The 24,078-nt window shown below is 71.7% G+C and carries 22 protein-coding genes and 2 pseudogenes; 6 read left to right on the plus strand and 18 right to left on the minus strand.

Annotation, left to right across the window (positions count from 1 at the left end):
* Positions 1-69 precede the first annotated feature (69 nt).
* Complete coding sequence (locus AC2XR2_RS03265) at positions 70-1,236, plus strand: serine hydrolase domain-containing protein (protein ID WP_449351365.1); 1,167 nt, start codon at positions 70-72, stop codon at positions 1,234-1,236.
* A gap of 28 nt (positions 1,237-1,264) precedes the next feature.
* On the opposite strand, the gene AC2XR2_RS03270 is transcribed toward AC2XR2_RS03265, so the two are convergent.
* On the minus strand, positions 1,265-1,993 hold the full coding sequence (locus tag AC2XR2_RS03270) for a class I SAM-dependent methyltransferase (protein ID WP_491514191.1): 729 nt from the start codon (positions 1,991-1,993) through the stop codon (positions 1,265-1,267).
* Between the two features lie 19 nt (positions 1,994-2,012).
* The gene (locus tag AC2XR2_RS03275; protein WP_449350286.1) at positions 2,013-2,576 is read right to left on the minus strand and encodes a PadR family transcriptional regulator; all 564 of its coding nucleotides are present in this window, start codon (positions 2,574-2,576) and stop codon (positions 2,013-2,015) included.
* 68 nt (positions 2,577-2,644) lie between these two features.
* Between AC2XR2_RS03275 and AC2XR2_RS03280 the strand changes: the two are divergent.
* Positions 2,645-2,875 (plus strand): annotated as a pseudogene (locus AC2XR2_RS03280) (nuclear transport factor 2 family protein); the annotation flags it as partial.
* Positions 2,876-2,903: 28 nt separating this feature from the next.
* Here AC2XR2_RS03280 and AC2XR2_RS03285 read toward each other — a convergent pair.
* Genes AC2XR2_RS03285 through AC2XR2_RS03295 form a run of 3 tightly spaced genes read right to left on the minus strand, consistent with a single transcriptional unit; the run spans position 2,904 to position 5,253 of the window.
* Positions 2,904-4,256, minus strand: a complete 1,353-nt coding sequence (locus tag AC2XR2_RS03285; protein WP_491518397.1) for an RNA polymerase sigma factor — start codon at positions 4,254-4,256, stop codon at positions 2,904-2,906.
* Complete coding sequence (locus AC2XR2_RS03290) at positions 4,253-4,594, minus strand: YciI family protein (protein WP_381296129.1); 342 nt, start codon at positions 4,592-4,594, stop codon at positions 4,253-4,255. Before AC2XR2_RS03290 ends, AC2XR2_RS03285 begins: the two co-directional genes overlap by 4 nt.
* Positions 4,591-5,253 carry a YciI family protein gene (locus tag AC2XR2_RS03295; RefSeq protein WP_381296127.1) on the minus strand — a complete coding sequence of 221 codons (663 nt, stop codon included), beginning with the start codon at positions 5,251-5,253 and terminating at the stop codon, positions 4,591-4,593. Before AC2XR2_RS03295 ends, AC2XR2_RS03290 begins: the two co-directional genes overlap by 4 nt.
* Positions 5,254-5,391: 138 nt before the next feature.
* Between AC2XR2_RS03295 and AC2XR2_RS03300 the strand changes: the two genes are divergently transcribed.
* A complete protein-coding gene (locus AC2XR2_RS03300; RefSeq protein WP_491514192.1) occupies positions 5,392-6,219 on the plus strand; it encodes a class I SAM-dependent methyltransferase in 828 nt (275 codons plus the stop codon).
* A 218-nt stretch (positions 6,220-6,437) separates the two neighbouring features.
* Positions 6,438-7,571 (plus strand): transcription termination factor Rho, encoded by a 1,134-nt coding sequence (gene rho, locus AC2XR2_RS03305; RefSeq protein WP_381296123.1) that lies wholly within the window; start codon positions 6,438-6,440, stop codon positions 7,569-7,571.
* On the opposite strand, the gene AC2XR2_RS03310 is transcribed toward rho, so the two are convergent.
* The 5 genes from AC2XR2_RS03310 to AC2XR2_RS03330 are packed head-to-tail and all read right to left on the minus strand — an operon-like array spanning position 7,568 to position 11,539.
* Positions 7,568-8,536 (minus strand): sugar kinase, encoded by a 969-nt coding sequence (locus AC2XR2_RS03310; protein ID WP_381296121.1) that lies wholly within the window; start codon positions 8,534-8,536, stop codon positions 7,568-7,570. The two genes, rho and AC2XR2_RS03310, sit on opposite strands and share 4 nt — an antisense overlap.
* On the minus strand, positions 8,533-9,291 hold the full coding sequence (locus AC2XR2_RS03315) for an amino acid ABC transporter ATP-binding protein (protein WP_381296119.1): 759 nt from the start codon (positions 9,289-9,291) through the stop codon (positions 8,533-8,535). Before AC2XR2_RS03315 ends, AC2XR2_RS03310 begins: the two co-directional genes overlap by 4 nt.
* On the minus strand, positions 9,288-9,938 hold the full coding sequence (locus AC2XR2_RS03320; protein WP_330268881.1) for an amino acid ABC transporter permease: 651 nt from the start codon (positions 9,936-9,938) through the stop codon (positions 9,288-9,290). Before AC2XR2_RS03320 ends, AC2XR2_RS03315 begins: the two co-directional genes overlap by 4 nt.
* Positions 9,938-10,675: an amino acid ABC transporter permease gene (locus tag AC2XR2_RS03325; RefSeq protein ID WP_449350282.1), complete on the minus strand. Its 738-nt coding sequence runs from the start codon at positions 10,673-10,675 to the stop codon at positions 9,938-9,940. Before AC2XR2_RS03325 ends, AC2XR2_RS03320 begins: the two co-directional genes overlap by 1 nt.
* 21 nt (positions 10,676-10,696) lie before the next feature.
* On the minus strand, positions 10,697-11,539 hold the full coding sequence (locus AC2XR2_RS03330) for an ABC transporter substrate-binding protein (RefSeq protein ID WP_491514193.1): 843 nt from the start codon (positions 11,537-11,539) through the stop codon (positions 10,697-10,699).
* Between the two features lie 152 nt (positions 11,540-11,691).
* Here AC2XR2_RS03330 and AC2XR2_RS03335 point away from each other — a divergent pair, with 152 nt between their 5' ends.
* Complete coding sequence (locus tag AC2XR2_RS03335) at positions 11,692-12,504, plus strand: IclR family transcriptional regulator (RefSeq protein WP_381296111.1); 813 nt, start codon at positions 11,692-11,694, stop codon at positions 12,502-12,504.
* A 143-nt stretch (positions 12,505-12,647) separates the two neighbouring features.
* A pseudogene (locus AC2XR2_RS03340) lies at positions 12,648-13,433 on the plus strand (D-alanyl-D-alanine carboxypeptidase family protein); the annotation flags it as partial.
* Between the two features lie 83 nt (positions 13,434-13,516).
* On the opposite strand, the gene AC2XR2_RS03345 reads toward AC2XR2_RS03340, so the two are convergent.
* The 8 genes from AC2XR2_RS03345 to AC2XR2_RS03380 all read right to left on the minus strand — a co-directional run bounded on the left by AC2XR2_RS03345 (position 13,517) and on the right by AC2XR2_RS03380 (position 24,016).
* The gene (locus AC2XR2_RS03345) at positions 13,517-14,872 is read right to left on the minus strand and encodes a glycosyltransferase 87 family protein (protein WP_491514194.1); all 1,356 of its coding nucleotides are present in this window, start codon (positions 14,870-14,872) and stop codon (positions 13,517-13,519) included.
* Positions 14,869-16,272, minus strand: coding sequence for a polyprenol phosphomannose-dependent alpha 1,6 mannosyltransferase MptB (gene mptB, locus AC2XR2_RS03350; RefSeq protein ID WP_491514195.1), 1,404 nt, complete (start codon positions 16,270-16,272; stop codon positions 14,869-14,871). The genes AC2XR2_RS03345 and mptB overlap by 4 nt, the downstream gene beginning before the upstream one ends.
* Positions 16,273-16,354: 82 nt before the next feature.
* Positions 16,355-17,284, minus strand: coding sequence for a glutaminase (locus AC2XR2_RS03355; RefSeq protein ID WP_381296105.1), 930 nt, complete (start codon positions 17,282-17,284; stop codon positions 16,355-16,357).
* Positions 17,285-17,339: 55 nt separating this feature from the next.
* On the minus strand, positions 17,340-18,752 hold the full coding sequence (gene aspA / locus AC2XR2_RS03360) for an aspartate ammonia-lyase (protein WP_491514196.1): 1,413 nt from the start codon (positions 18,750-18,752) through the stop codon (positions 17,340-17,342).
* 141 nt (positions 18,753-18,893) lie between these two features.
* The gene (locus AC2XR2_RS03365) at positions 18,894-19,910 is read right to left on the minus strand and encodes an asparaginase (protein ID WP_491514197.1); all 1,017 of its coding nucleotides are present in this window, start codon (positions 19,908-19,910) and stop codon (positions 18,894-18,896) included.
* 80 nt (positions 19,911-19,990) lie between these two features.
* Positions 19,991-21,439: an amino acid permease gene (locus AC2XR2_RS03370; RefSeq protein WP_330268872.1), complete on the minus strand. Its 1,449-nt coding sequence runs from the start codon at positions 21,437-21,439 to the stop codon at positions 19,991-19,993.
* A complete protein-coding gene (locus AC2XR2_RS03375; protein WP_330269821.1) occupies positions 21,436-22,119 on the minus strand; it encodes a FadR/GntR family transcriptional regulator in 684 nt (227 codons plus the stop codon). Before AC2XR2_RS03375 ends, AC2XR2_RS03370 begins: the two co-directional genes overlap by 4 nt.
* A 1,060-nt stretch (positions 22,120-23,179) precedes the next feature.
* Positions 23,180-24,016 (minus strand): undecaprenyl-diphosphate phosphatase, encoded by an 837-nt coding sequence (locus AC2XR2_RS03380; protein ID WP_491514198.1) that lies wholly within the window; start codon positions 24,014-24,016, stop codon positions 23,180-23,182.
* Positions 24,017-24,078: the final 62 nt, after the last annotated feature.

Genomic DNA, 24,078 nt, shown 5'->3' on the forward strand with positions numbered 1-24,078 from the left:
CAGTCGGTATGTTCGGCGGATCCGGGCCGCGGCCGCGCGGCCCGGACGTCCGGCGACGACGGAGGGCCCATGTCCGAGCACCAGCCAGCCATTCACGGCCACTGCGACGAGCGTTTCACCGCGGTGCGGACGGCGTTCGAGGAGAACTTCCGGGACCGTGCCGAGCTGGGCGCCGCGGTGAGCGTCTCGGTGGGCGGCGAGACGGTGGTGGACCTGTGGGGCGGCTGGGCCGACGCGGCCCGCACCCGCCCCTGGGAGCGGGACACGCTGGTCAACGTGTGGTCGACGACGAAGGGCCCGACCGCCCTGTGCGCCCACATCCTCGCCGACCGGGGCCTGCTCGACCTCGACGCCCCCGTGGCCGTCTACTGGCCGGAGTTCGCGGCGGCGGGCAAGGAGAAGGTTCTCGTACGGCACCTGCTGTCGCACCGGGCCGGACTGTCCGGCCTGCGCGAACCGCACTCCCTCGCCGAGCTCTGCGACTGGGAGCTGACCACGGAGCGGCTCGCGGCGACCGAGCCCTGGTGGGAGCCGGGCACGGTGTCCGGGTACCACGCCCTCACGTACGGCTTCCTGGTCGGGGAGGTCGTCCGGCGGGTCTCGGGGCTGCGGCCGGGCGCCTTCCTGGAGCGGGAGGTGACGGGGCCGCTCGGCATCGACTTCACGATCGGGCTGCCGGAGAAGGACGCCGGGCGGGCCGCCGAGCTGGTGCATCCGCCGGTGGTGTCGAGCAGCGAACAGGCGGCGATCTTCGCCCAGTTGACGCCGGCCGCCCTCGCCGCGCTGACCAACCCGGTGGCGGGAGCGGCGGAGGCGAACACACCCGAGTGGCGGGCCGCCGAGATCCCCGCCGCCAACGGTCACGGCACCGCCCGGGCCGTCGCCGCGCTCTACGGGATCTTCGCGGGCCGGGGCTCCTACGGCGGTCACCGCGTGCTGTCCCCGGAGGCGGCCGAGCGGGTGCGCGAGGGCCAGGGCAGCTGCCGTGACCTGGTGCTGGGCATCGGCCTCGGGAGCGACACGGAACTCGGGCTCGGGCTGTGGCTCAGCGGGGCCGACGGCTCGTACGGGCCCAATCCGCGGGCTTTCGGCCACGACGGTTTCGGCGGCTCGTGCGGTCTCGCCGACCCGGAGTCCGGGGTGTCCCTGGGATACGTGATGAACCGGATGGGCCCCCACATCGCCAACGACCCGCGGAAGACGGCCCTGGTCGACGCGTTGTACAGCGCGCTGTGACCGCGGGCGGGTGGGAGATCCGGAGCGGCTAGCCGGGCCGTCTCGCCACGACCATCCGGACCCGGGGACTGCCGTCCGGCCGCTCGCCGAACTCGGGCAGGGCGTGCAGTTCCACCTGGAGCCCGGCCCCTGCCAGCTCCCGACGCACGTCCCCGAGCCGGAAGTCGCGGTAGTACATGACGAACGGCGGCCGCCACAGGGCGTTGCGCACCCGCATCACCGCGTCGAAGCCGAGCAGCATCCAGTACGCCGGGGACGAGGGGCGGGGCGGGGCGACGATCGGGAAAGCGAAGCAGCCGCCGGGCCGCAGCACCTCGCGGGCCTGGGCGAACAGGCCGGGCAGCTCGCGCGGCAGGAAGTGCCCGAAGGCCCCGAAGCTCACGACCAGGTCGAAGGAGCCGGGGGCGAACGGCAGGGCGCGCGCGTCGCCCCGCACCCAGGACACGCGCGGCCCCCGCGACACGGTCCGCTGCCGGGCCACGTCGAGCATCCCGGCGCTGAAGTCGACGCCGGTGACGCTCTTGACGCAGACCCGGGTCAGCGCACCGACCCCGGCGCCGGTGCCGCAGCACAGGTCGAGTCCGGTGTCGAAGGGCCTCAGGCGGCGGAGCGCGGACGCGACGGCGTCCAGGACCGAGTCCGGCGTACGGAAGGGGGTGTGGTCGAACTTGGGGGCGAGCAGGTCGTAGCCGCGCTCGACGGACGACAGCGCCTGGACGGCGAGTTCACGGAGGCTGGGGCCTTCTGGGCTGAACATCCGCGACAGCTTAGGCGAGTCAGACGTGCGGGGCGCGGCGCTTGAGGATCACGAGGGCGCGTTCACACCAGCGGACGTTCTCGCTCTCCAGGGCGATACCGCCGAGCAGGGTGAGATAGGGGCCGATGCGCTCGGCGTCCCGCAGGTACTCGTCCTCGGTGCGGCCGTCCAGGAGCCGTTCGCGTACCCGCTCGTAGCGGGCGAGCTTTCCGCGGGCCCAGGACAGGCGCTCCTCGAACAGTTCCCCGGTGGCCTCGGGGTCGGTGCCGTCCATGGCCTGGATCTTGATCAGGAACTCGTCGCGGAGGGCGGCCGGCCTGCGGGGCGGTTCGGCCGCGAAGGCGCCGAGCTCGCGGCGGCCGGTCTCGGTGAGCGTGAACAGCCGCTTGTTGGGCCGGCGTTCCTGCTGCACCACCCGCGCCTCGATCAGCCCGTCCTGCGCCAGGCGCTCCAGCTCCCGGTACAGCTGCTGCGGGGTCGCGGGCCAGAAGTTCGCCAGGGAGACGTCGAAGACCTTCGACAGTTCGTAGCCCGAGGCCTCGCCCTCCAGCAGGGCCGCCAGGACGGCGTACTTGAGCGACATGTGGACACGCTAGCAGCAGGTGACTAATCTACTCCACACCTACTCAACAAATTGACTATGGAGGCTCGATGCGGGCGTTCCGAGAAGCGGTGGAGGCGGGCGACCTCGGCGCCGTCGAGGCGTTGCTGGCCGAGGACGTGGTCTTCACGAGTCCGGTGGTGTTCAAGCCGTACGAGGGCAAGGCCATCACGGCGGCGATCCTGGGCGCGGTGGTGAAGGTCTTCGAGGACTTCCGCTATGTGAGCGAGCTGAGCAGCGCGGACGGCCGCGACCATGCACTGGTGTTCTCGACCCGGGTGGGCGAACGGGCCCTGGACGGCTGCGACTTCATCCATCTCGACGAGGACGGGCTGATCGACCGGCTGATGGTGATGGTCCGTCCGCTGTCGGGTGCGCAGGCTCTGGCGGCGGAGATGGGGGCGCGGTTCGAGGAGATCGCGAAGGAGGCGGAGGCGCGGGTCGGCACTCCGTGAGCCGCCTTTCGAGGAAGCTCCGTTCGGCGTCGTTCTCCACCAGTTCCAGTGCCCGCTCGTACGCCTGGGCCGCCTCGGTCGTACGGCCGCTGCGGCGCAGCAGGTCGGCGCGGGTGGCCGGGAGCAGGTGGTAGCCGGAGAGCTCGCCCTCCCGCTCCAGCTCGGCGACCAACTCGAGCCCCGCGTCCGTGCCTTGAGCCATACCGACGGCGACCGCGCGGTTGAGGCGCACCACCGGCGAGGGCACGAAGCGGAGCAGTTCGCCGTACAGGGCGGCGATGTCGGCCCAGTCGGTGTCCGCGGCCGTGGGGGCGGTGGTGTGGCAGGCCGCGATCGCCGCCTGGATCTGGTACGGGCCCGGACGGCCCCGGCGCAGCGCGGTCTCCAGCAGGCCGGCGCCCTCGTCGATCTCGGCCCGGTCCCACGCCGTACGGTCCTGGTCCTCCAGGGTCACCAGTTCACCGGACGCGTCCACCCGGGTGCCGCGGCGGGCGTCGTGCAGCAGCAGGAGCGCGAGCAGGCCGAGGGCCTCGGGCTCGTCGGGCATCAGCCGGGCCAGCACCCGGGCCAGCCGGATCGCCTCCGCGCACAGGTTCCGTCGTACGAGATCGGCGCCCGAGGTGGCCGTGTACCCCTCGTTGAAGAGGAGGTACAGCACGCCCAGCACGCCCGTGGTGCGCTCGGGCAGCAGGTGGGCGGGCGGGACGCGGTAGGGGATGCCGGCGTTGCGGATCTTCTTCTTGGCGCGCACCAGGCGCTGCGCCATGGTCGCCTCGGGGACGAGGAAGGCGCGGGCGATCTCCGGGGTGGTCAGCCCCGCGAGGGTGCGCAGGGTCAGGGCGACCCGGGACTCGATGTGCAGCGCGGGGTGGCAGCAGGTGAAGATCAGCCGCAGCCGGTCGTCCTCGACGCCGCTGTCGTCGTCCGGCTCCCCGGGCGCCGTGAGCATCGCCGCCTCCTGTAGTTTCCGGGCTCCGACGGCCTCCCGGCGCAGCACGTCCATGGCGCGGTGGCGGGCGGTCGTGGTGAGCCAGGCGCCGGGGCGGCGCGGGACGCCGTCGCGTCGCCACCGGTCGAGGGCCTGGGCGAAGGCGTCCTGTGCGCACTCCTCGGCGAGGTCCCAGTCGCCGGTCACCCGGATCAGGGTGGCGACGACCTGGCCCCACTCCTCGCGGAACGCGGCGGCGACGGCTTCCTCCGGGGTCACTCCCACACGGGCCGCACTTCCACCGAGCCGCCCCCGAGGGCCGCCGGATGCCGGGACGCGAGGGAGATCGCCTCGTCGAGGTCGGCGACCTCGATGATGTCGATGCCGGCGATGTACTCCTTGGACTCGATGAACGGCCCGTCCGTGAGCAGGACCTCGTCGCCCTGGACGCGCACCGTGGTGGCGTCGGAGGCCGGGCGCAGCCGGGCCCCGCCCTTGACGACGTCGCGGCTGCGGACCTCGTCGATGTAGGAGAGGAAGCGGGGATCCTCGGCGATCTCGGCGGGGCTGAGCTCCTCGCCGTCGACGGGGGTGCAGATGAGCAGGACGTACTTCATGACGTGGCCTCCGTGACGTGCTCGTGGACGATCACCCAGCGCGGACCCACGTTGCGGTAGCCGGTGGTGACGCGCTGGAGCGTGCCGTCGGTGCGGACGAGGGCGTGGCCGAAGGCGATGCTCTCGTCGACGTGGATCCGGAACTCCAGGACCTCGCGGGTGACGGGACCCTTCTCCGACCGGATCTTGCGCAGGGCCTCGACGCCCCGGTCCGCCCGGCCGTCCGCGACGACCTCCGCGTCCCGCGCGTAGCAGGCGAGGGTCCGCTCGACGTCCCCGGCGCGTGCCGCGTCCGTCAGTTCGGCGTCCAGGCGCCGGATCTCCCCCTCGGCGTCCTCGTCCTCCCAGAACGGGCGCACCTCCATGGCTCCGACGGTGGCGACGGGGTGCTTGGCGGCGGCCTCGACCGCCTGGTCCAGGCTGTCGCACTCCAGGATGTCGAAGCCCGCGACGTACTCCTTGGTCTCCGCGAACGGCCCGTCGGTGCGCAGCACCTCACCGCCGCGCACCCGCACGGTGACCGCGTCGCCGGGCAGGGCCAAGCGGTGCCCGTGCAGCCGTACGCCACGGTCTCCGAGCTCGTCGACCCAGGGTTCGACGGGGGCCATGTCCGAGGCGTCGTTGGTGTCGTCGCCGCAGACGAGCAGCATGTACTTCATGGATCCTCCTGGTCCTCATGAGCTTCCTACACCCCACCGACGAACGGCACCGGCGCGAATCGACAGCGGCACCGAGAAAAATCAGAGGGGCTTCCGGCATGCGGCGCGTCGCCGCCCGGTTCCCGGTTGGATGGGGCCATGACCTCCGACGAGCACGCGCGGCTGATGCGGGTCAACCAGGCCAACTGGGACGCCCGCACCCCCGTCCACCTCGCCAGCCGGTTCTACGGCCTCGACCAGGACCTCGATCCCGAGCGCTGGTTCGCCGCCTTCGAGTGGGAGGACCTCGGCGACCTCACCGGCCGGGACGTGCTCCACCTCCAGTGCCATCTCGGCACCGAGACCCTCGCTCTGGCCCGCCGCGGTGCCCGGGCGGTGGGGCTCGACTTCTCTGCGGCGTCGGTGGCGGCCGCGCGGGAGATCGCGGCGAAGGCGGGCGTCGAGGTCGAGTATGTGCGGGCCAATGTGTACGACGCCGTCGAGACGCTGGAGGGACGGCGGTTCGACGTCGTGTACACCGGCAAGGGCGCGCTCTGCTACCTGCCGGACCTGGAGCGCTGGGCCGCGGTGGTCGCCGAACTCCTGCGCCCCGGCGGCCTGTTGTACATCGTCGAGTTCCATCCACTCCTCAACTCCCTGGGCCCGAAGCCCGCTCCGGGAGAGGGGCCGGAGCTCGTGCTGCGCCACGACTACCTCGGCGGCGACGGACCCGTGCACCGGGACGCGACCCACACCTACACCGACGGCCCCGCCGTCGAGGGCGCGACCGAGAGCGTCGAGTGGATGCACGGAATAGGAGAGGTCGTGGGCGCGTTGACGGGGACGGGACTGGGCGTCCGCCGACTCCGCGAGAGCGACGAGCTGCCCTGGCCGCGCTGGTCGCGGATGGTGCGCACGCCGTCCGGCTGGTGGCGGCTCCCCGAGCCGCGGATCCCGCTGCTGTACGGACTCCTCGCCACACGCTGAGCCGTCGTGGTACGGTCCTGCTAGCACTTGTGTACGCCCCGTCAGGGCGCCGGTGCCAGTTCTCCTTCATTCGCCGGTCGATGGACCGGCTTCTTCTCACCACCTCTTGAGGTGTCTCTCGCCGCCCGAAGGCCCTCTGACCGCCTTCCCGATGTGCGCGGCTTCCCCCCTTCCTTCCGCATGCCCCATGCCTTCCGTCCCTGAGAGGACCGACCAACATGACCACCACACTCGAACCCCGAACCCAGCAGCAGATCCCGGTCCGGGCCGTCACCGGCGTGCTCGACATCGACACGAACGGGAAGGGTCACCTCCGCGGCCCGGACCTGCTGCCCACCCCCTCCGACCTTCAGGTCTCCCCCGCACTGATCCGTCGGTTCGGCCTGCGCAAGGGCGACGTCGTCGACGGGGTGCACGGCACCCAGCGCGCCCTCACCGAGGTCGCCCGGGTCAACGGCCACACGCCCGACACCAAGCGCCCCCGCTTCCACGACCTCACCCCGCTCTTCCCGCAGGAGCGGATCCGCCTCGAACACCCGGCGTCCGGGCTGACCGGCCGGGTCGCCGACCTGATCGCCCCCGTCGGCAAGGGCCAGCGCGGGCTGATCGTGGCCCCGCCGAAGACCGGCAAGACCGTCATGCTCCAGCAGATCGCGGCCGCGGTCGCAGGCAACCACCCCGAATGCCATCTGATGGTGGTGCTGCTCGACGAGCGGCCCGAGGAGGTCACCGACATGCGGCGCTCCGTGCGCGGCGAGGTGTACGCCTCGACCTTCGACCGCTCGCCCAAGCAGCACATCGCGCTCGCCGAGCTGGTGATCGAGCGGGCCAAGCGGCTCGTCGAGGCCGGCGAGGACGTCGTGATCCTGCTCGACTCGCTGACCCGGCTGTGCCGGGCCCACAACAACGCCGCTTCCGGCAACGGCCGCACCCTCAGCGGCGGTGTCGACGCGACCGCGCTGATCGGGCCGAAGAAGTTCTTCGGTGCCGCCCGGCTCACCGAGGAGGCCGGTTCGCTCACGATCCTCGCCACCGCCCTGGTGGAGACCGGTTCGCGCGCCGACGACTTCTACTTCGAGGAGCTCAAGAGCACGGGCAACATGGAGCTGCGCCTGGACCGCGAACTCGCCTCCCGCCGTGTGTTCCCAGCCGTGGCCGTCAACCCCTCCGGCACCCGCCGCGAGGAACTCCTGCTGACCCCGGCGGAGCTGACCGCCGTGCGCGGACTGCGCCGGGCCCTTCAGAACGGCGACGGCCAGGGCAACCTGGAGACCCTGATCCAGCGCATGCGCGAGACGCCGGACAACGCGACGTTCCTGCGCCGCATCCAGCCGACACTGCCGGCCGGCTAACCCAGGCGCAGAGCCGCCCACTCCTGCTCGTCGAGAGCGAGCAGGCGGTCGGCTCGGGCCCGGTCGGGGGCCGTGGGCACGTCGCCGCCGGTCGCGAGGGCCGCGGCGGCCATCACATGGCCCAGGCGCAGCGCGGTCTCCGTACCGCGGCCTTCGAGGTGGGCCGCGAGATACCCGGCGGCGAAGGCGTCGCCGGCACCGACGCGTTCGACGATCCGTGAGTCGGGCGTGGGGACGAACACCTCCTCACCAGCGGCGGTGTACGCCGTGGCCCCGTGTTCCGCGTCCTTCACGACGACGACCGGGGCAGGGGCCAGCAGGTCGCGGATCTCCTTCGGCCGGGCGGTGCCCCACAGGGCCTCCGCCTCGTCCCGGCCGACGAAGACGATGTCGGCGTGACGGGCGGGTTCCAGCAGGGCCGTCGCCGGGTCCCGGTGACGCCACAGGGCGGGGCGGTGGTTCACGTCGAAGGAGACGGTCGCGCCGGGAACCGCCCGGCGTACGAAGATCTCCGTGACCAGGTCCGCGCAACTGTCCGACAGGGCCGCCGTGATACCGCTGAGGTGCACCACCCGGGCCCGGCACGCCGTCGCGAGGTCCGGTCCCATGCGGGTGGCCGCGGAACCCCTGCGGTAGTAGTAGGTGCCGGTGCCCGCCGGGCCGGTGTCCTTGAAGTACACGCCGGTCGGCCGGTCCGGGTCGGTCGCGACCCCGCCGACGTCGACACCCCGGCCCCTGAGTTCGGCCAGGACGCGGCGGCCGAGCGGATCGTCGCCGACGCGGCTGACCCAGGCCACCCGGTGCCCCAGCGCGGCCAGCCCGCAGGCCACGTTGGACTCGGCGCCGCCCACGTCCAGGCGCAGGACGCGCTGCCGTTCCAGGGGATCGGCGTCGGGCGGGACGAGGACGGCCATGGTCTCGCCGACGCAGACGACGTCGGGCAGGGCGTTGTCGCGGGTCCTCACGTGTCGAGCACCCGGTGCAGGAACTGCTGGGTGCGTGCCTCGGCGGGGCTGCCGAACACCTGCTCCGGCGGGCCCTGTTCGAGGACGACCCCACCGTCCATGAAGACGACCCGGTCGGCGGTGTCCCGCGCGAACCGCATCTCATGGGTGACCACGACCATCGTCATGCCCTCCTCGGCGAGCGAGCGCATGACGCCGGTGACCTCGCCGACCAGCTCCGGGTCGAGCGCGGACGTCGGCTCGTCGAAGAACATGATCGCCGGGTCCATGGCGAGGGCGCGGGCGATGGCGACGCGCTGCTGCTGGCCGCCGGAGAGCTGCGCCGGGTAGGAGTCCGCCTTGTCGGCGAGCCCGACCCGGGCCAGCACCTCGCGGCCGCGCTTCTCCGCCTCCGCCTTGCCGAGCCCGCGCACCTTGAGCAGCGCCAACGTCACGTTGCCCAGGGCGGTCTTGTGCGGGAAGAGGTTGAACTGCTGGAAGACCATGCCGACATGGCCGAAGATCTCGGGCGCGCGCTTGCGGTCGTGCAACGGCACGTCGTTGACCCAGACCTCGCCGCTGTCGGCGCGTTCCAGGTCGCACATGATGCGCAGCAGGGTGGACTTGCCGGAGCCGCTGGCGCCGATGAGGACGACGACCTCTCCGGGCGCGACGTCGATGTCGACGCCCTTGAGGACCTCCAGGTCCCCGAAGCGCTTGTGCACACCGGTCAGGGACACGCTCGCGGTCTGCCGGTCGGTGAGGGTACTGGTCATGCGAGGACGGCCTTTCTCTCCATCCGCCGTACCAGGACCGACAGCGGATAGCAGATGACGAAGTACAGGACGGCGACGGCGAGATAGGAGGTGCCGGGGTCACCGACGCGGTCGATGACGGCCTGCCCCTGGCGCACCAGCTCGACGTAGCCGATCACGACGGCGATCGAGGTGTCCTTGATCAGGGAGAGGTACTGGCCGACCAGGGGCGGCAGCACGATCGCACGGGTCTGCGGCAGGATCACGCTCAGGAAGGTCCGCACCCGCCCGAGCCCGAGGACGCGCGAGGCCTCCCACTGACCACGCGGGACGGCCTCGATGCCGGCGCGGAAGATCTCGGCGATGTAGGCGCCCTGGTAGAGGGTGAGGGCGAGCAGCGCGGCACCGAAGACGGTGATGCCGAAGCCGCTCAGGTAGGCCGCGCCGAAGTAGATGAACAGCATCTGGATCAGCAGCGGGGTGCCACGGAACACCTCGAGGTAGCCGCGGGCGAGTTGGGCCAGGACCGGGATCCGGCTGGTGCGCACGGCGGCGACGAGCAGTCCGGTGACCGTGGCGGTGACGATGGCCGCGAGGGACAGCTGGACCGTGGCCCACAGTCCGGAGAGGTACAGGTCGCGGTTGTCGGAGACGATCGACCAGTCCATCAGGCCTCCTTACGGCGCGGAAGGGCCGGCACCAGCCGTCGTACGGCGTCCAGCGCCCGGGGGCGTACGGCGGCGGGGCGCAGCGGCGGCTTGAACGCCACCCGGCCGACCAACCCGGCGGCGAACACGACCAGGTTGGTCAGGATCAGGTAGAGGATCGCCGCGATGCCGAAGACCTGGACGGTCAGCAGGGTGCGGGAGTTGATGACCATAGAGGTGCCGGTGAGTTCGGGGACCGAGATCGCCGACAGCAGCGAGGAGCCCAGGATGATCTGGACGAGCTGGTTGACCACGGCTGGATAGACGTTGCGCAGCGCCTGCGGAAGCACCACATGGGCGAAGGCACGGGACGGGCTCAACGCCAGGACACGGGCCGCCTCGCGCTGGCCGCGCGGCACAGCCTGGATGCCGGCACGGAAGATCTCGGTGAGGTAGGCGCCGACGTTGATGCCGAGGGCGAGCACGCCCGCCTGGACCGGGGTGAGCCGGAGCCCTGCGGACGGGAGCGCGAAGTAGGCGACGAACATCTGGAGCAGGACGGGGGTGTTGCGGATGACCTCGACGTAGACGGCCGCGACCGCCCGCAGCACCCGGTGACGGGATCTGCGGGCGGCGGCGCCGAGCAGGCCGAGGGCGCACGCCAGGGCGAAGGCGGCCAGCGACAGGCGCAGCGTGAGCCAGGCCGCGTCGACGTAGGTGGTCCAGTCCCTCAGGGCGTACGTCCAGTCGGTGAGCATGGGTACTCCTCAACGGGCCGTTCAGTACGAGGGGTTGAGCGGGAAGCTGCGGCTGACGCCGAACCACTTCTTGTAGAGCGCGTCGGCCTGGCCGGAGGTGTTGAACTCGCGCAGCCAGGTGTCGACCCACTGGATCCAGGTGGCGTCGCCGAGCGGGAGGCCGATGCCGTTGTACTCCAGCGGGACGACGGAGTCCTTGGTGACCTTGAGCGAGGGGTCCAGCTTGGCCTGGTAGTTGAGGAAGTTGGAGTCCTCGACCATGGCGTCGGCCTGGCCCTGCTTGACCGCGAGGACGGCCGCGGAGGAGGTGTCGTACTCCTGGATCTTCGCCTGGGGGTTGCCGGCCTTGACGGCGTCGCCGTTGGTGGAGCCCTTGGTGACGGCGACGGTCTTGCCGGTGAGGTCCTTCAGTGTGGAGATGCCGCTGGACTTCTTCACCAGCATGACCTCGCCCGCGACGATGTACGGGTCGCTGAAGGAGACCTGCTTGGCGCGCTCCGCGGTGGTGGTGAAGTTGCAGACGACCGCGTCGACCTTCTTGGTCTGGAGGTTCGGGATGCGGTTGGCGGAAGTCGTGTCGACGATCTTCACCTTGACGCCGAGGGCGGTGGCCATGGCGGTGGCCACGTCGACGTCGAAGCCCTGCGGCTTGTTGTCCTTGCTGGTCGAGCCGAACGGCGGGAACGTCAGACAGCTGGCCACGTTGAGCGTGCCGCGCTTGACGACGTCCTGGAGGGTGGAGGACTGCGCGGCGGAGGACGAGCCGGTCGAGCCGGCGGCGGAGGTGCACGCGGACAGAAGTGCGGCACCGGTCACACTGACATAAATCACCATCAACGGCCGGGTACGGTGGCGAAATCTCATGAGGGGGCACCCTTCGGGGGACGGGTTCTGCATTGCAAAACAACGTTTCGTAATGCGTTGCGCAGAAGCTAGCCCCGGGTTTTCAGGACCGTCAACCATCGATTTCAATATGTGATACTGCGTTTTGCTATGCAGCACGCTAGGATGCCCGCATGGTCACCGCCGACGACTCCGCACCCCGCCGCAACGCCTCGTCCTCCCTGCGCCGAGCCCTCGGCATCCTGATGTACCTGGCCGAGGACCGCAGCCATCCGCACGGCGCCACCCTCAGCGACCTCGCCACCGGACTGGAGCTGAGCAAGAGCACCGTCCTCAGGCTCGTCGCCCCGCTCAAGGACGTGCGGCTGGTCGACCAGGACCCGGAGTCCGGCCGCTACCGCCTCGGCCCGCACAACGCGCTGCTCGGCCAGGCCTACCTGGAGCGACGCGACACCCGCCGGATCACCTCCCCCGCACTGCACCGGCTGGCCGAGGAGAGCGGAGAGACCGTCCATCTGGTCAGCTTCGACCCGCCGGAGATCGTCTACATCGACAAGGTGGAGAGCCCGCGGGCGGTCCGTATGCACTCCCGGATCGGCGGCCGGCTGCCCGCCTACTGCACGGCGACCGGCAAGGTGTTCCTCGCCCACGCCAAGGCGGACGTGGTCGACGCGGTGATGGCGGCGGGCATGCCGGCCCGCACGCCGACCACCCTCACCACCCCCGACCAACTGCTCGCCGAACTCGACCGCATCCGGGAGCTCGGATACGCCGTCGACGACGTCGAGAACGAGCAGGACATCCGGTGCGTGGCCGCGCCGGTCCACGACCACACCGGCGCGGTCACCACGGCGGTCAGCATCTCGGGCCCCGCGACCCGGGTCACCCGCGAACGGCTCCCCGAACTGGGCACGCTGCTCATGTCCGCCACCCGCACCATCACCGCGGACCTGGGCGGCACGGCACCGGAGCCCGCACAGGGCTGACACACCGGCCGGTGTGCGGCAACCGGGTGCTCGCGGGCGCTCCTCGGCCCGGGCAGCGCGGTGTGAGGCGGGTCCGTTTCTAGCTTTGCGGTATGACAATCGGATTTCCCTCCCGGATGGCCGTCCCGGCCTGCGCCCTGTGCATGACGGGCCTGCTGGCGCTCGCCCCCGCCACGGCGGCCGCGCACACGGGCTCCGGACCCGACGCGCCCAGCGGGCCACGCACCACGGCCGTGTCACCCGCCCTGCTCTACGGCTCCGGCACCCAGGTCCGCCCGCACCGGGGCGCACCTCGGCTCCCGGACGTCTCCGCACTGTCGTGGGTGGTGGCCGACGCCCACAGCGGGGAGGTGCTCGCGGCCCACGACGCCCACCGCAAGCTGCCCCCTGCCAGCACGCTCAAGACGCTGTTCGCCCTGACCGTGCTGCCGACGCTGCCCGGCGGGCTCCGGCACACGGTCCGGCCGGAGGACCTGGCGGGCATCGGACCCGGCAGCAGTCTGGTCGGGGTCGCCGAGGGGCAGACCTACCAGGTGGCCGACCTGTGGCGCGGGGTCTTCCTCAACTCCGGCAACGACGCCGTGCACGTCCTCGCGCGGCTCAGCGGCGGCTGGCGCGCGGCGGCCGTCCGGATGCAGGCCAAGGCCAGGGCGCTGGGTGCCCGTGACACCCACGTCCGTTCCCCGGACGGCTACGACACCCCGGGCCAGGTCTCCTCGGCGTACGACCTCGCGGTCTTCGGCCGAGCGGGGCTGCGCAACGCCGACTTCGCCCGGTACTGCGGCACCGCCACGGCCACCTTCCCCGGCCGGGGCGGATGGTCGTACGGAATCCAGAACACCAACCGGCTGCTGACCGGCGCCAACGGCGTGGCCCGCTACGACGGGCTGATCGGCATCAAGAACGGCTACACGAGCCACGCGGGCAACACGCTCGTCGCCGCCGCCCGCCGGGGCGACCGCACCCTCGTCGTCACGGTGATGAACCCCCAGTCCGGCGGCGGCTTCACGGTCTACGAGGAGGCGCGGGACCTGCTCGACTGGGGGTTCGCGGCAGGCGGGCGGGTCGACCCGGTGGGCTCCCTGGACGCGCTGCGGGTGCGGCCCAGGCCGGGGCCCGAGGCCGTGCCGGTCGCGGCGGCCGTGTCACCGCGGGCCGAGGGGCCCGGCTGGCTGGCGACCTGGGCCATCCTGGGCGCGGCCGGGCTCGGGGCGGGCTCGACGGCCCTGGCGCTGCGGTCCCGGTTCGGGCGGGCGGCCCGGGGCTGACCGGCCGGCAGCCACAGCAGCAGGCCGAGGGTGATCCACGCGTACGTGTTGCTGCCGAGGAAGCCGTCGACGCCGGACGCGTCGTCGAACCACAGCCACACCACGCTGGTGCACAGCACGGCGTACAGGGCGCCCGCGATCCGCGGGTGCCCCGCGCGCACCAGGACCGCGAACGAGGGCAGCAGCCACACCAGATGGTGGACCCAGGTGATCGGGCTGACCAGGCAGGCGGTCAGTCCGGTCAGCGCGAACGCGGCCGTCCAGTCCCGCGCCGCCGCGGCCCGCCGGGCCCGTACGGCCCACACGCCCAGGGTCAGCAGCACGGCCACCGCCCACACCGCGCGGTCCGTCTCGCCGAGCCGGGCCAGCACGCCCTGCAGCGACTGGTTGGAGACGTAGTCCAGGCGGCCCACCCTGGTCGTGTCCCACATCGCGTCGGTCCAGTAGAAGCGCGAGGCGTCCGGGGCCACGACGGCCGCGAACCCCGTCGCCGCCAGGGCCACCCCCGTGGCGACCGCCGCCGGGCGCCGTCGCCCGGCGACCAGGAGCAGACCGATGAAGAGGGCCGGCGTGAGCTTCACGGCGGCGGCCAGACCGATCCCGATGCCGGCCAGGCGTTCCCGGCCGGTCGCGAGCAGCCAGGCGTCGACGAGGACGAGGGCCAGCAGCAGGAGGTTCACCTGGCCGAAGCTGAAGGTGTCGCGCAGCGGTTCGAACAGCGCGAGCGCGCAGGCGCCCAGCGCGCAGCCGTACCAGCCGTACCGCCGCCAGGCCCGGCCGGTGAGGAGGCGTACGACCACGGCCAGCGCGGCCAGGTTGAGCAGCAGGCCGACGGCGATCGCGGTGCGCAGTCCGAGCAGGGCCATCGGCAGCATGGCGACGGCCGCGAACGGCGGGTAGGTGAAGCCGTACGGCGTCCCCGGCACCCGGTAGTCGTAGAGCCGTCCGTCGTGGTGGATCCAGGCGTCGACGGCTCCGTGGTAGACGCGCAGGTCGAACCAGTCACGCAGGAGCGGCACGGTTGCCGTGAAGACGGTGACCGCGGCGGCGAGGGTCAGGACCAGCGCCAGTCGGCCGCGGTCCGTGGCCGGCGCCCTCATGCCGGGTGTCCCGTCGCCGCCGTGCGCGCGGTCTGGTGGGCCTGGACGAGCACGACCAGGGCGAGCACGCCGCCCGAGACGGCCAGGACCAGTTGGCCGCCGTCGGCCGCGCCGCCGCTCGGCAGGGTGGCGAGGGCGAGCACTCCCGTCACGGCGGCCACCCGGTGCCGTACCGAGGCGCTGGGCGCGGCGGCAGCTATGAGGAACAGTCCCCACAGGGCGTACCAGGGGCGGATCGCGGGGCCGAGGGCGGCGACGGTGGCGAGGCTCAGGCCGAGGGCGTAGACGGGCCGGGGGCGAAGGCGCAGCCATATGCAGCCGATGACGGCGACCGCCAGGACGACGCCAAGGGCGTGCCAGGCCGGTACGGCCAGCGGGGCCAGGTCGCTGCCGAGCCGCTTGAGCAGGGCCGCGGTGGCGCGACCGAGGAGACTGGTCAGGGCCCAGTTGCCAGAGGAGGCGGGGGTGCCCAGGGCGCCTATCCAGCCGTAGCCGGTGCCCGCCACGGCCGTCGCGGCGACCGTGGTGGCGGCGGCCGACGCGGCGGCCGTCCCCACGGCTCTCGCCAGACGGTCGCCGGCCCTAATCCGTAGAACGACGATCGCCGCGAGCCCGAGCACAGCGGGTGCCTTGACCAGCGCGGCGAGCGTCACGAGGACGGCGCCCAGGATCGGCCGGCGGCCCAGTGCGGCGACCAGGCCGAGGCCGAGCAGACCGAGCATGACGGCGTCGTTGTGGGCGCCCGCGACCAGGTGGAGCAGCACGAGCGGGTTGAGGGCGCCGAGCCAGAGCGCGGCGGCCGGGTCGGCGCCGCTGTGCCGGGCGAGCCGGGGCAGGGCGGCCGCCATGAGCGCCACCCCGAGCAGGGCGACGAGCCGCATCCCGAACAGACCGGCGGGGAGCTCACCGCGGGACGCCTTCGTAAGGGCGGAGGCCAGGCCGAGGAACACAGGCCCGTACGGGGCGGCCGTGTCGCGCCACATGGGGGCGACCTCGTCGGCGAGGGGGCCGCCGAGGAGGGCGGGGCCGTGGGTGTAGACGTCCATGTGGGCGTCGGCCATGGCGCCTTGGGCGAGGTAGCTGTAGACGTCCCGGCTGAACAGGGGTGGCGCGAGCAGCAGCGGGGCCGACCAGAGGACGAGGACGGCCATGAGCTCGCGAGTGCCGGGCCGCGTCGCGGGGTCGCGGACCAGGCGGCCGAGCAGCAGCCAGGCCGCGATCAGGAGCACGACACCGAAGTAGGCGCCCACCAGGCCCAGTGCCGCTTGCGGCGAGGCCGGTTGGAGGAGTTCGCGTACGGGGAGGGCTCCCGCGGTCTCACCGCCCGCGGCGAGGAACGCGGTGCCGACCAGACCGAGGATCTGGCAGCGGCGAAGATCGACGGAAACGTTGGCCAACACATCGGCAGCGTGGCAGTGCCGGGTGGCTGGAAGGCGACCGGGCGGAGACCGGGGTGTGACCGCTGCGTGGTCGGGTGCCCCGCTAGAAGACCGAGAGACCCGTCAGCGTGGTGAACCTGTCCAGGGCCGCCACTCCCGCCACCGAGTTGCCGCGCTCGTCCAGACCCGGGCTCCACACGCACAGCGTGCAGCGGCCCGGCACCACCGCGATGACACCCCCGCCCACACCGCTCTTCCCGGGCAGGCCCACCCGGTAGGCGAAGTCGCCCGCCGCGTCGTACGTCCCGCAGGTCAGCATGATCGCGTTGATCTGCTTGGCCTGGCTGCGGGTGAGGAGGCGGGTGCCGTCGGCCCGGATGCCGTGGCGGGCCAGGAAGCCGGTGGCGAGGGCCAGGTCGGCGCAGGACGCCCGGATCGAGCACTGGCGGAAGTACTGGTCGAGCAGGGTGGGGATGTCGTTGTCGATGTTGCCGTACGCGGCCATGAAGTGGGCCAGCGCCGCGTTGCGGTCACCGTGCGCCGACTCGGAGGCGGCGACCTCCTCGTCGAAGCCCAGCTCCGGGTTGCCGCTCTCCTCGCGCAGGAAGGACAGCAGTTCGCCCGCCGCGTCTCCGGTACGGCTGTGCAGGCGGTCGGTGACGACGAGGGCGCCCGCGTTGATGAACGGGTTGCGCGGGATGCCGTTCTCGTACTCCAGCTGCACCAGGGAGTTGAAGGGGTTGCCGGAGGGCTCCCGGCCCACGTGCTCCCAGAGTTCGTCGCCCTCGCGGGCCAGGTCCAGCGCGAGGGTGAAGACTTTGGTGATGGACTGCGTGGAGAACGGCTCCCGCCAGTCCCCGACCCCGTACACCGTGCCGTCCAGCTCCGCGACGGCCATGCCGAAACTGCGCGGGTCGCAGGCGGCGAGCGCCGGAATGTAGTCGGCGGCGCGGCCGCGGCCCGGGGTCCGGGCGATCTCCTCGGCGATGCGCTCCAGGACCGGCTGGAAGGTGAGCGACGACGTCGTTGTCATGATCACTATTGTGCCTCCGGGCCGGTCCTGGTGCGGATCGCGCCTGGTGAGGCCGTCAGGCCCCGGACGCCCCGCTGCCCGCGAGGATCTCCGGCCGCAGCAGGTCGGCCAGCGTCTCTGCGGGCAACAGGCCCTTCTCCAGGACGAGTTCGGCGACTCCGCGGCCCGTGGCGAGGGCCTCCTTGGCGATGTCGGTGGCGGCCGTGTAGCCGATGTGCGGGTTGAGGGCGGTGACCAGGCCGATGGAGTTCTCGACGGTCCGGCGCAGTACCTCGGTGTTGGCGGTGATGCCGTCCACGCAACGCTCGGCCAGGGTGAGGCAGGCCGCGCGCAGGTGGGTGATCGACTCGGACAGGGAGTGCAGGATGATCGGCTCGAAGGCGTTCAGCTGGAGCTGTCCGGCCTCCGCGGCCATCGTGATGGCGACGTCGTTGCCGATGACCTCGAAGGCGACCTGGTTGACGACCTCGGGGATCACCGGGTTGACCTTGCCGGGCATGATCGACGAACCGGCCTGTACCGGCGGCAGGTTGATCTCGCCGAGACCGGCCCGCGGACCGGACGACAGCAGCCTCAGGTCGTTGCAGCTCTTGCTCAGCTTGACCGCGATCCGCTTCAGTACGCCGGACATCTGGACGAACGCCCCGCAGTCCTGGGTCGCCTCGACCAGGTTGGCGGCGGTGACCAGGGGCAGCCCGGTGATCGCGGCGAGGTGGCGGCGGGCCGACTCGGCGTATCCGGCGGGAGCGTTGAGTCCGGTGCCGATGGCCGTGGCCCCCAGGTTGATCTCATGGATCAACTCGACGGCCTCGTCAAGACGGGACCGGTCCTCGTCCATCATGACGGCATAGGCCGAGAACTCTTGACCGAGCGTCATGGGCACCGCGTCCTGCAACTGTGTACGGCCCATCTTGAGCACATCACGGAACTCGACGGCCTTGCGGGCGAAGGATTCCTGCAGTACAGCCATCGCCTTGAGCAGTCCACGGACCGCGAAGACCGTCGCTATCTTGACGGCGGTCGGGTAGACGTCATTGGTCGACTGACCCAGGTTGACGTCCTCGTTGGGGTGCAGGAACGAGTACTGCCCCTTCTCGTGGCCCAGCAGCTCCAGCGCCCGGTTGGCGATGACCTCGTTGGCGTTCATGTTGGTCGAGGTGCCGGCCCCGCCCTGGATCACGTCGACCACGAACTGGTCGTGCAGTTTGCCGTCCCGGATCTCCCGGCAGGCCTCGACGATCGCGGCCGCCTTGCGGGGTTCCAGCAGCCCCAGCTCCTCGTTGGCGAGCGCGGCGGCCTCCTTGACGGCGGCCAGGGCGTCGATCAGGTGGGGGTAGGCGGAGATCGGGGTGCCGGTGATGGGGAAGTTCTCGGTGGCGCGCAGGGTGTGGACACCCCAGTAGGCGTCGGCGGGTACGTCCCGGTCGCCCAGCAGGTCGTGCTCACGGCGGCTGACGGCGGCGGTCATGAGGGTATGGGTCCTTCTTCCAGGAGGGTTCAGGTGAGGTTTTTCAGGGGCGCGGGGCTGTTTCGATGTGCGGCTCCGCCGCGTGGGCGCGACCAGCCACGTACGGCCCGCGGCCGCCGGACGACAGGCAGAGGCAGACTCTTAGGCGCAAGCCGCTTCGGCAACGGGCTCCAGCGAACGAACCGGCCGCACCTGCCCGACCTCACGGCCGCCCCCGAGCAACGCCTCCCCCTGAAACTCCGTGAGCAGATCCGCCGAGACCCCGGCACGGGCGAGCGCCGCCGCGGCGACCGGCACCCGCGCCCGGTTCGCCCCGTCGGAGATCTTCACGGCGACCGCCCGCCCGTCGGGAAGGGCCGCGACCTCGACACCCTCGAAGCCGTCCTTGGCCAGCAGCCCCGACACCGCCTTCATCAGCGCGGCCACGTCCCGACCCGCCCCGGACGCCATCTCCGCGTGCGCGCGCATCGCGTCGGCCACCCGGGCCTCGGGAGTACCGGGAGCGGCAGACGTGATCCGGGCACCGGCCCTCGCCAGACCGTGCAGGGACACCGAGAACAGCGGCGCGCCGCAGCCGTCGACGGTCACACGGGCGATCCGCTGTCCGGTGAGGTCCTCGACGATCTCGGCGATCGCCTGCTGGAGCGGGTGCGCGGGGTCGAGGTAGCCCTCCAGGGGCCAGTCGTTGAGCACGCACGTGTACAGCATCGCCGCGTGCTTCCCGGAGCAGTTCTGCGCGAGCCGGGACGGTCCGCGCCCCTGTCGGATCCACTCGTCGCGCACCTCGGACCCGAACGGCATGTCCGGGACGTTGCGCAGGGCGTCCTCGGAGACTCCCGCGAGTTCCAGGATCCGCCGCGCCCCGTCGAGGTGGCGTTCCTCGCCGGAGTGGCTGGCCGCGGCGAGCGAGAGGAGCTCGCCGTCGAGGGGCAGCCCGGCCCGGACCATGGCGACGGCCTGGACCGGCTTGAGCGCGGACCGCGGATAGAACGCGGCCTCGATGTCGCCGAGTTGGAAGCGGACGTCCCCGTCGCGGCCGAGGACCACGACGGAGCCGTAGTGGGTGCCCTCGATCAGGCCACCGCGGATGAGGTGGGCGACCGGGGCGTGGAGGGGTTCACGGACCAGGGGTGCGGCCGCGACGGAACTGCTGTACATCACTTCCTGCTTCTTCGGGCGACGTCACGCGGGTCGCGCGTGCGTGCCGGTTGGTTCGGACTCGGATTGCGCGCGAGCGATCACGCGCCTGTCGATTCGGTGCTGCCGGCCGCCCGGGCGACCCGGCCCCGGACCGCGTACCAGCCGGCGACCAGGGCCGCGACGATCAGCGGGAGACACAGCACGGTGGTGCGGCCGGCGCCCCCGTCGGCGTACATGAGGACCAGGACGGAGGCGAGGAAGGCCAGCGTCACGAGTTCGGTCCAGGGGGAACCCGGCAGTCGGTAGCCGGGGCGGGTGAGGTCGCCCTTCTCGGCCTTCTGCCAGAAGAGCAGGTGGCAGATCATGATCATGCCCCAGGTGGCGAGGATGCCGATGGCGGCGAAGTTCAGCACGATCTCGAACGCGTCGGCGGGGACGACGTAGTTCAGGCCGACGCCGAGGACGCAGATGCCGCTGGTGAGCAGGATGCCGCCGTAGGGGACCTGGCTGCGGCTCATCACCGAGGTGAACTTCGGGGCCGAGCCGGACATCGCCATGGAGCGCAGGATGCGGCCGGTGGAGTACAGGCCGGAGTTGAGCGAGGACATGGCCGCGGTGAGGACGACGAGGTTCATCACGCCGCCCGCCGCAGGGATGCCGATGTTGGACAGGACGGTCACGAAGGGGCTCTCGCCGGCCGTGTACTTGTTCCACGGCAGCAGCATCGAAAGCAGGACGACCGAGCCAACGTAGAAGAGGCCCACGCGCCACATGATCGAGTTGATCGCCTTGGGCATGATCTTCTCGGGGTTCTCGGTCTCGCCGGCGGCGACGCCGACCAGTTCGACGGAGGCGTAGGCGAAGACGACGCCCTGGATGATCAGCAGCATGGGCAGCAGGCCGTTGGGGAAGACGCCGCCGTTGTCGGTGATCAGGGCCGGGCCGGGGTGGTGGCCGTCGATGGGGTGCTGGGTGGCCAGCAGGAAGATGCCGATCAGGAGGAACGCCACGAGCGCGCCCACCTTGATGATGGCGAACCAGAACTCCAGCTCGCCGAACATCTTCACGGAGATGAGGTTCACCGTGAGGACGACCGCGAGGGCGATGAGCGCGAGCACCCACTGCGGGATGTCGGCGAACATGCCCCAGTAGTGGGTGTAGAGGGCCACGGCGGTGATGTCGGCGATGCCGGTGGTGGCCCAGTTCAGGAAGTACATCCAGCCGGCTACGTACGCGCCCTTCTCGCCGAGGAACTCCCGGGCGTAGGACACGAAGGCGCCGGACGAGGGTCGGTAGAGGACCAGTTCGCCCAGTGCGCGGACCACGAGGAAGGCGAAGACGCCGCAGACCGCGTAGGCGATGAACAGGGAGGGGCCGGCGTCGGCGAGGCGGCCGCCGGCGCCGAGGAAGAGGCCGGTGCCGATCGCGCCACCGATGGCGATCATGTTGACGTGCCGGGACTTCAGCGACTTGCTGTAGCCCTCGTCTCCGGCGTCGACATGGCCGGAACGTTTCCGCACATCGTCGTGCAGGCTCTGCTCGCTCACGCCTGGGGTTCGCTTTCCGTGGAGGGGTCCGCATCCGTGCGCGGGGAACGCACGATGTCGGTGAGGGTGGTCTCGACGCGGTCGAGGTGGTGGGACATCGCCTCGACCGCGTCGTGCTCGGAACCGTCGATCAGCGCCTCGACGATCGCGCGGTGCTCGCGGTTGGACTGCTCGCGGCGGCCGCCGAGTTCGTTGAGGAAGGCCGACTGACGCGCCAGTGCGTCCCGGATCTCCTCGATGACCCGGCGGAATACCGGGTTCTGGGCGGCCTCGGCCACGGCGAGGTGGAAGAGGGTGTCCATCGCGACCCAGGCGGTGGTGTCGGTCTCCCGCTCCATCCGGTCCAGGAGGTGGGCCAGGTGGTCGAGGTTCTCCGGGGTGCGGCGGGTGGCCGCGTACCCGGCGACGGGGATCTCGACGTGCCGGCGGACCTCCAGGAGGTCGCTGGCCGCGTAGTCGCCGAAGGTGGGGTCCTCCACCGCGTTGGCCACCACGAAGGTGCCCTTGCCGGTCTTGGAGACGGTCAGGCCCATGGTCTGCAGGGCCCTGAGGGCCTCGCGCAGGACGGGCCGGCTGATCTCCAGGGTGCGGCAGAGCTCCGCCTCGGAGGGGAGCTTGTCGCCGATGGCGTACTCCCCGCGCTCGATGGCGCCACGCAGGTGCGCCAGCACCGCCTCCATGGCGCTGATGCGCCGCGGGGGCTGTGGCTGACTGGCTGTCCGGCTGTCTGACAGGTTCACGGGAGAGATACTCCGGGCGGCGGGAGGGTGCTGTCAAGGGGGTGGACGGGGTGGGGGTGGGAGAAGGGCGGGCGCCTCGAACGGCGTGCGCGGTCAGCGTGCTGGCGGGGCGCGGGCAGTCGGGAGCCTCACACTCCGGGGAGGTAAAGGCCCACGCATCCGGTGGGAGCCCGGCTCTGCATTCCGCGAGGGATGAGCCTCCTCGCATCCGCGGCAGCCACCGTCCTTCGGGCTTCGTGAGGAGCACCGCCCAGAGGTCCCACGAGCGTCAGACATCTCCCATCGCTTGAGCGGCCAGGGCTCTCGCGAGCCGTGAGCAGGGGCCACCCGCGCGCACCGCAAGCGGTCAGCACCCTCGCAGGCCGTGAGGGGCACCGCACACGCGCCGCATGGGCGTCGGACCTCTCGCACCTTGTGGGCCGGCCAGCGCCCTCGCGTCCCCCGGACGGTCACCACCCGCGGGCCTGCGAGCGGTCGACACATTCGCGCTCCGCGAGGGTCACGGCCAGGCGTCCCTCGGGCGTCAGCCGCCTCGCACCCCGTGAGCGGCCAGCGCCCTAGCGGGCCGTGAGCAGGGGCCACCCGCGCGCACCGCAAGCGGTCGGCACCCTCGAACTCCGTGAAGGGCACCGCCCCCACGCCCCGAGAGCGACCAGCGCCCTCTCGTGCCGTGGCGATCACCCGGGGCGGTCAGCGCCGCGCTTCCCTCAAGGCTCCAGCGCCCTCCCTCTCCCCCGGTGGGCGCCGCCCGTGCACCCCGTCGCCGGGGCGGAGCGGTGGCGGACCGGGGGTCGGCGTGCGCCGCGGGGCCGAGTCCCGCGGTGGCGTCGTACAGGCCTGTGGCGAGGCCGTCCAGGACGGCGGTCCCTCGTCCAGCACGGCGGCTCGGCAGCGCGGTCTTTCGTTGGGCGCGCCCCCTCGGTAGCGCGGTCTCTCGTCGGGCGCGGCACTCGGCTGTGGCCCCCTACTCCAGCACCGCCGCCCGACGCCCCGGACCCGTTCAGCCCGTCAGCGTCCCCGTGGTCAGAAGGCCGAAGAGGAGGAGGCCCACCACGATGCGGTAGACGACGAAGGCGTTGAAGGAGTGCTTGGCGACGAACTTCAGGAGCCAGGCGATGGAGGCGTAGGCGACGACGAAGGAGACGGCCGTGCCGACGGCGAGCGGTGCCGCGCCCACGCCCGCACCGAGGGCGTCCTTGAGCTCGTAGATGCCGGCGCCGGTGAGGGCGGGGATGCCGAGGAAGAAGGAGAGGCGGGTGGCGGCGACGCGGTCCAGGTCGAGGATCAGGGCCGTCGACATGGTGGCGCCGGAGCGGGAGAAGCCCGGGAAGAGCAGCGCGAGGATCTGCGAGCTGCCGACCAGCATGGCGTCCTTGAAGGAGGTGTCGTCCTCACCGCGCTTGTGCCGGCCCATCTGGTCCGCCGCCCACATCACACCGCTGCCGACGATCAGCGAACCGGCGACCACCCACAGGGAGGCGAGCGGCCCCTCGATGAGCGGCTTGGCGGCGAGGCCCACGGCGACGATCGGAATGGTCGCGGCGATCACCCACCACGCGAACTTGTAGTCGTGGTGGTAGCGCTCCTCCTTGTGCAACAGCCCTCTCCCCCACGCGGAGACGATCCGCACGATGTCCTTGAAGAAGTACACGAGCACGGCGGCGATCGCGCCCACCTGGATGACGGCCGAGAACCCGACGACGGCGTCGTCGTCGACGGGGATGTTCATCAGCCCCTCGACGATCTTGAGATGACCGGTGGAGGAGACGGGAAGGAACTCGGTCACCCCCTCGACGGCTCCGAGGACGACGGCCTGACCGACGCTGATGACGCTCATGGGATCCAGTTCTTCTCAGGGGAAGGCAGGTGCGGAGGGCACAGTCTTACTACACGCAGGCG

The organism is Streptomyces sp. LS-MS-L19 (assembly GCF_058382285.1).

Excerpts from the sequence above, each read along its gene's own strand:
- AC2XR2_RS03270 (WP_491514191.1), bottom strand. The coding sequence starts at position 1,993 with ATGTTCAGCCCAGAAGGCCCCAGCCTCCGTGAACTCGCCGTCCAGGCG.
- AC2XR2_RS03290 (WP_381296129.1), bottom strand. The coding sequence starts at position 4,594 with ATGAAGTACGTCCTGCTCATCTGCACCCCCGTCGACGGCGAGGAGCTC.
- AC2XR2_RS03335 (WP_381296111.1), top strand. The coding sequence starts at position 11,692 with ATGGTCACCGCCGACGACTCCGCACCCCGCCGCAACGCCTCGTCCTCC.
- AC2XR2_RS03320 (WP_330268881.1), bottom strand. The coding sequence starts at position 9,938 with ATGGACTGGTCGATCGTCTCCGACAACCGCGACCTGTACCTCTCCGGA.
- AC2XR2_RS03315 (WP_381296119.1), bottom strand. The coding sequence starts at position 9,291 with ATGACCAGTACCCTCACCGACCGGCAGACCGCGAGCGTGTCCCTGACC.
- AC2XR2_RS03265 (WP_449351365.1), top strand. The coding sequence starts at position 70 with ATGTCCGAGCACCAGCCAGCCATTCACGGCCACTGCGACGAGCGTTTC.
- AC2XR2_RS03365 (WP_491514197.1), bottom strand. The coding sequence starts at position 19,910 with ATGTACAGCAGTTCCGTCGCGGCCGCACCCCTGGTCCGTGAACCCCTC.
- AC2XR2_RS03380 (WP_491514198.1), bottom strand. The coding sequence starts at position 24,016 with ATGAGCGTCATCAGCGTCGGTCAGGCCGTCGTCCTCGGAGCCGTCGAG.
- AC2XR2_RS03300 (WP_491514192.1), top strand. The coding sequence starts at position 5,392 with ATGACCTCCGACGAGCACGCGCGGCTGATGCGGGTCAACCAGGCCAAC.
- AC2XR2_RS03275 (WP_449350286.1), bottom strand. The coding sequence starts at position 2,576 with ATGTCGCTCAAGTACGCCGTCCTGGCGGCCCTGCTGGAGGGCGAGGCC.
- rho (WP_381296123.1), top strand. The coding sequence starts at position 6,438 with ATGACCACCACACTCGAACCCCGAACCCAGCAGCAGATCCCGGTCCGG.
- AC2XR2_RS03330 (WP_491514193.1), bottom strand. The coding sequence starts at position 11,539 with ATGAGATTTCGCCACCGTACCCGGCCGTTGATGGTGATTTATGTCAGT.
- AC2XR2_RS03325 (WP_449350282.1), bottom strand. The coding sequence starts at position 10,675 with ATGCTCACCGACTGGACGTACGCCCTGAGGGACTGGACCACCTACGTC.
- aspA (WP_491514196.1), bottom strand. The coding sequence starts at position 18,752 with ATGACCGCCGCCGTCAGCCGCCGTGAGCACGACCTGCTGGGCGACCGG.
- AC2XR2_RS03375 (WP_330269821.1), bottom strand. The coding sequence starts at position 22,119 with ATGGAGGCGGTGCTGGCGCACCTGCGTGGCGCCATCGAGCGCGGGGAG.
- AC2XR2_RS03355 (WP_381296105.1), bottom strand. The coding sequence starts at position 17,284 with ATGACAACGACGTCGTCGCTCACCTTCCAGCCGGTCCTGGAGCGCATC.
- AC2XR2_RS03295 (WP_381296127.1), bottom strand. The coding sequence starts at position 5,253 with ATGAAGTACATGCTGCTCGTCTGCGGCGACGACACCAACGACGCCTCG.
- AC2XR2_RS03345 (WP_491514194.1), bottom strand. The coding sequence starts at position 14,872 with ATGAGGGCGCCGGCCACGGACCGCGGCCGACTGGCGCTGGTCCTGACC.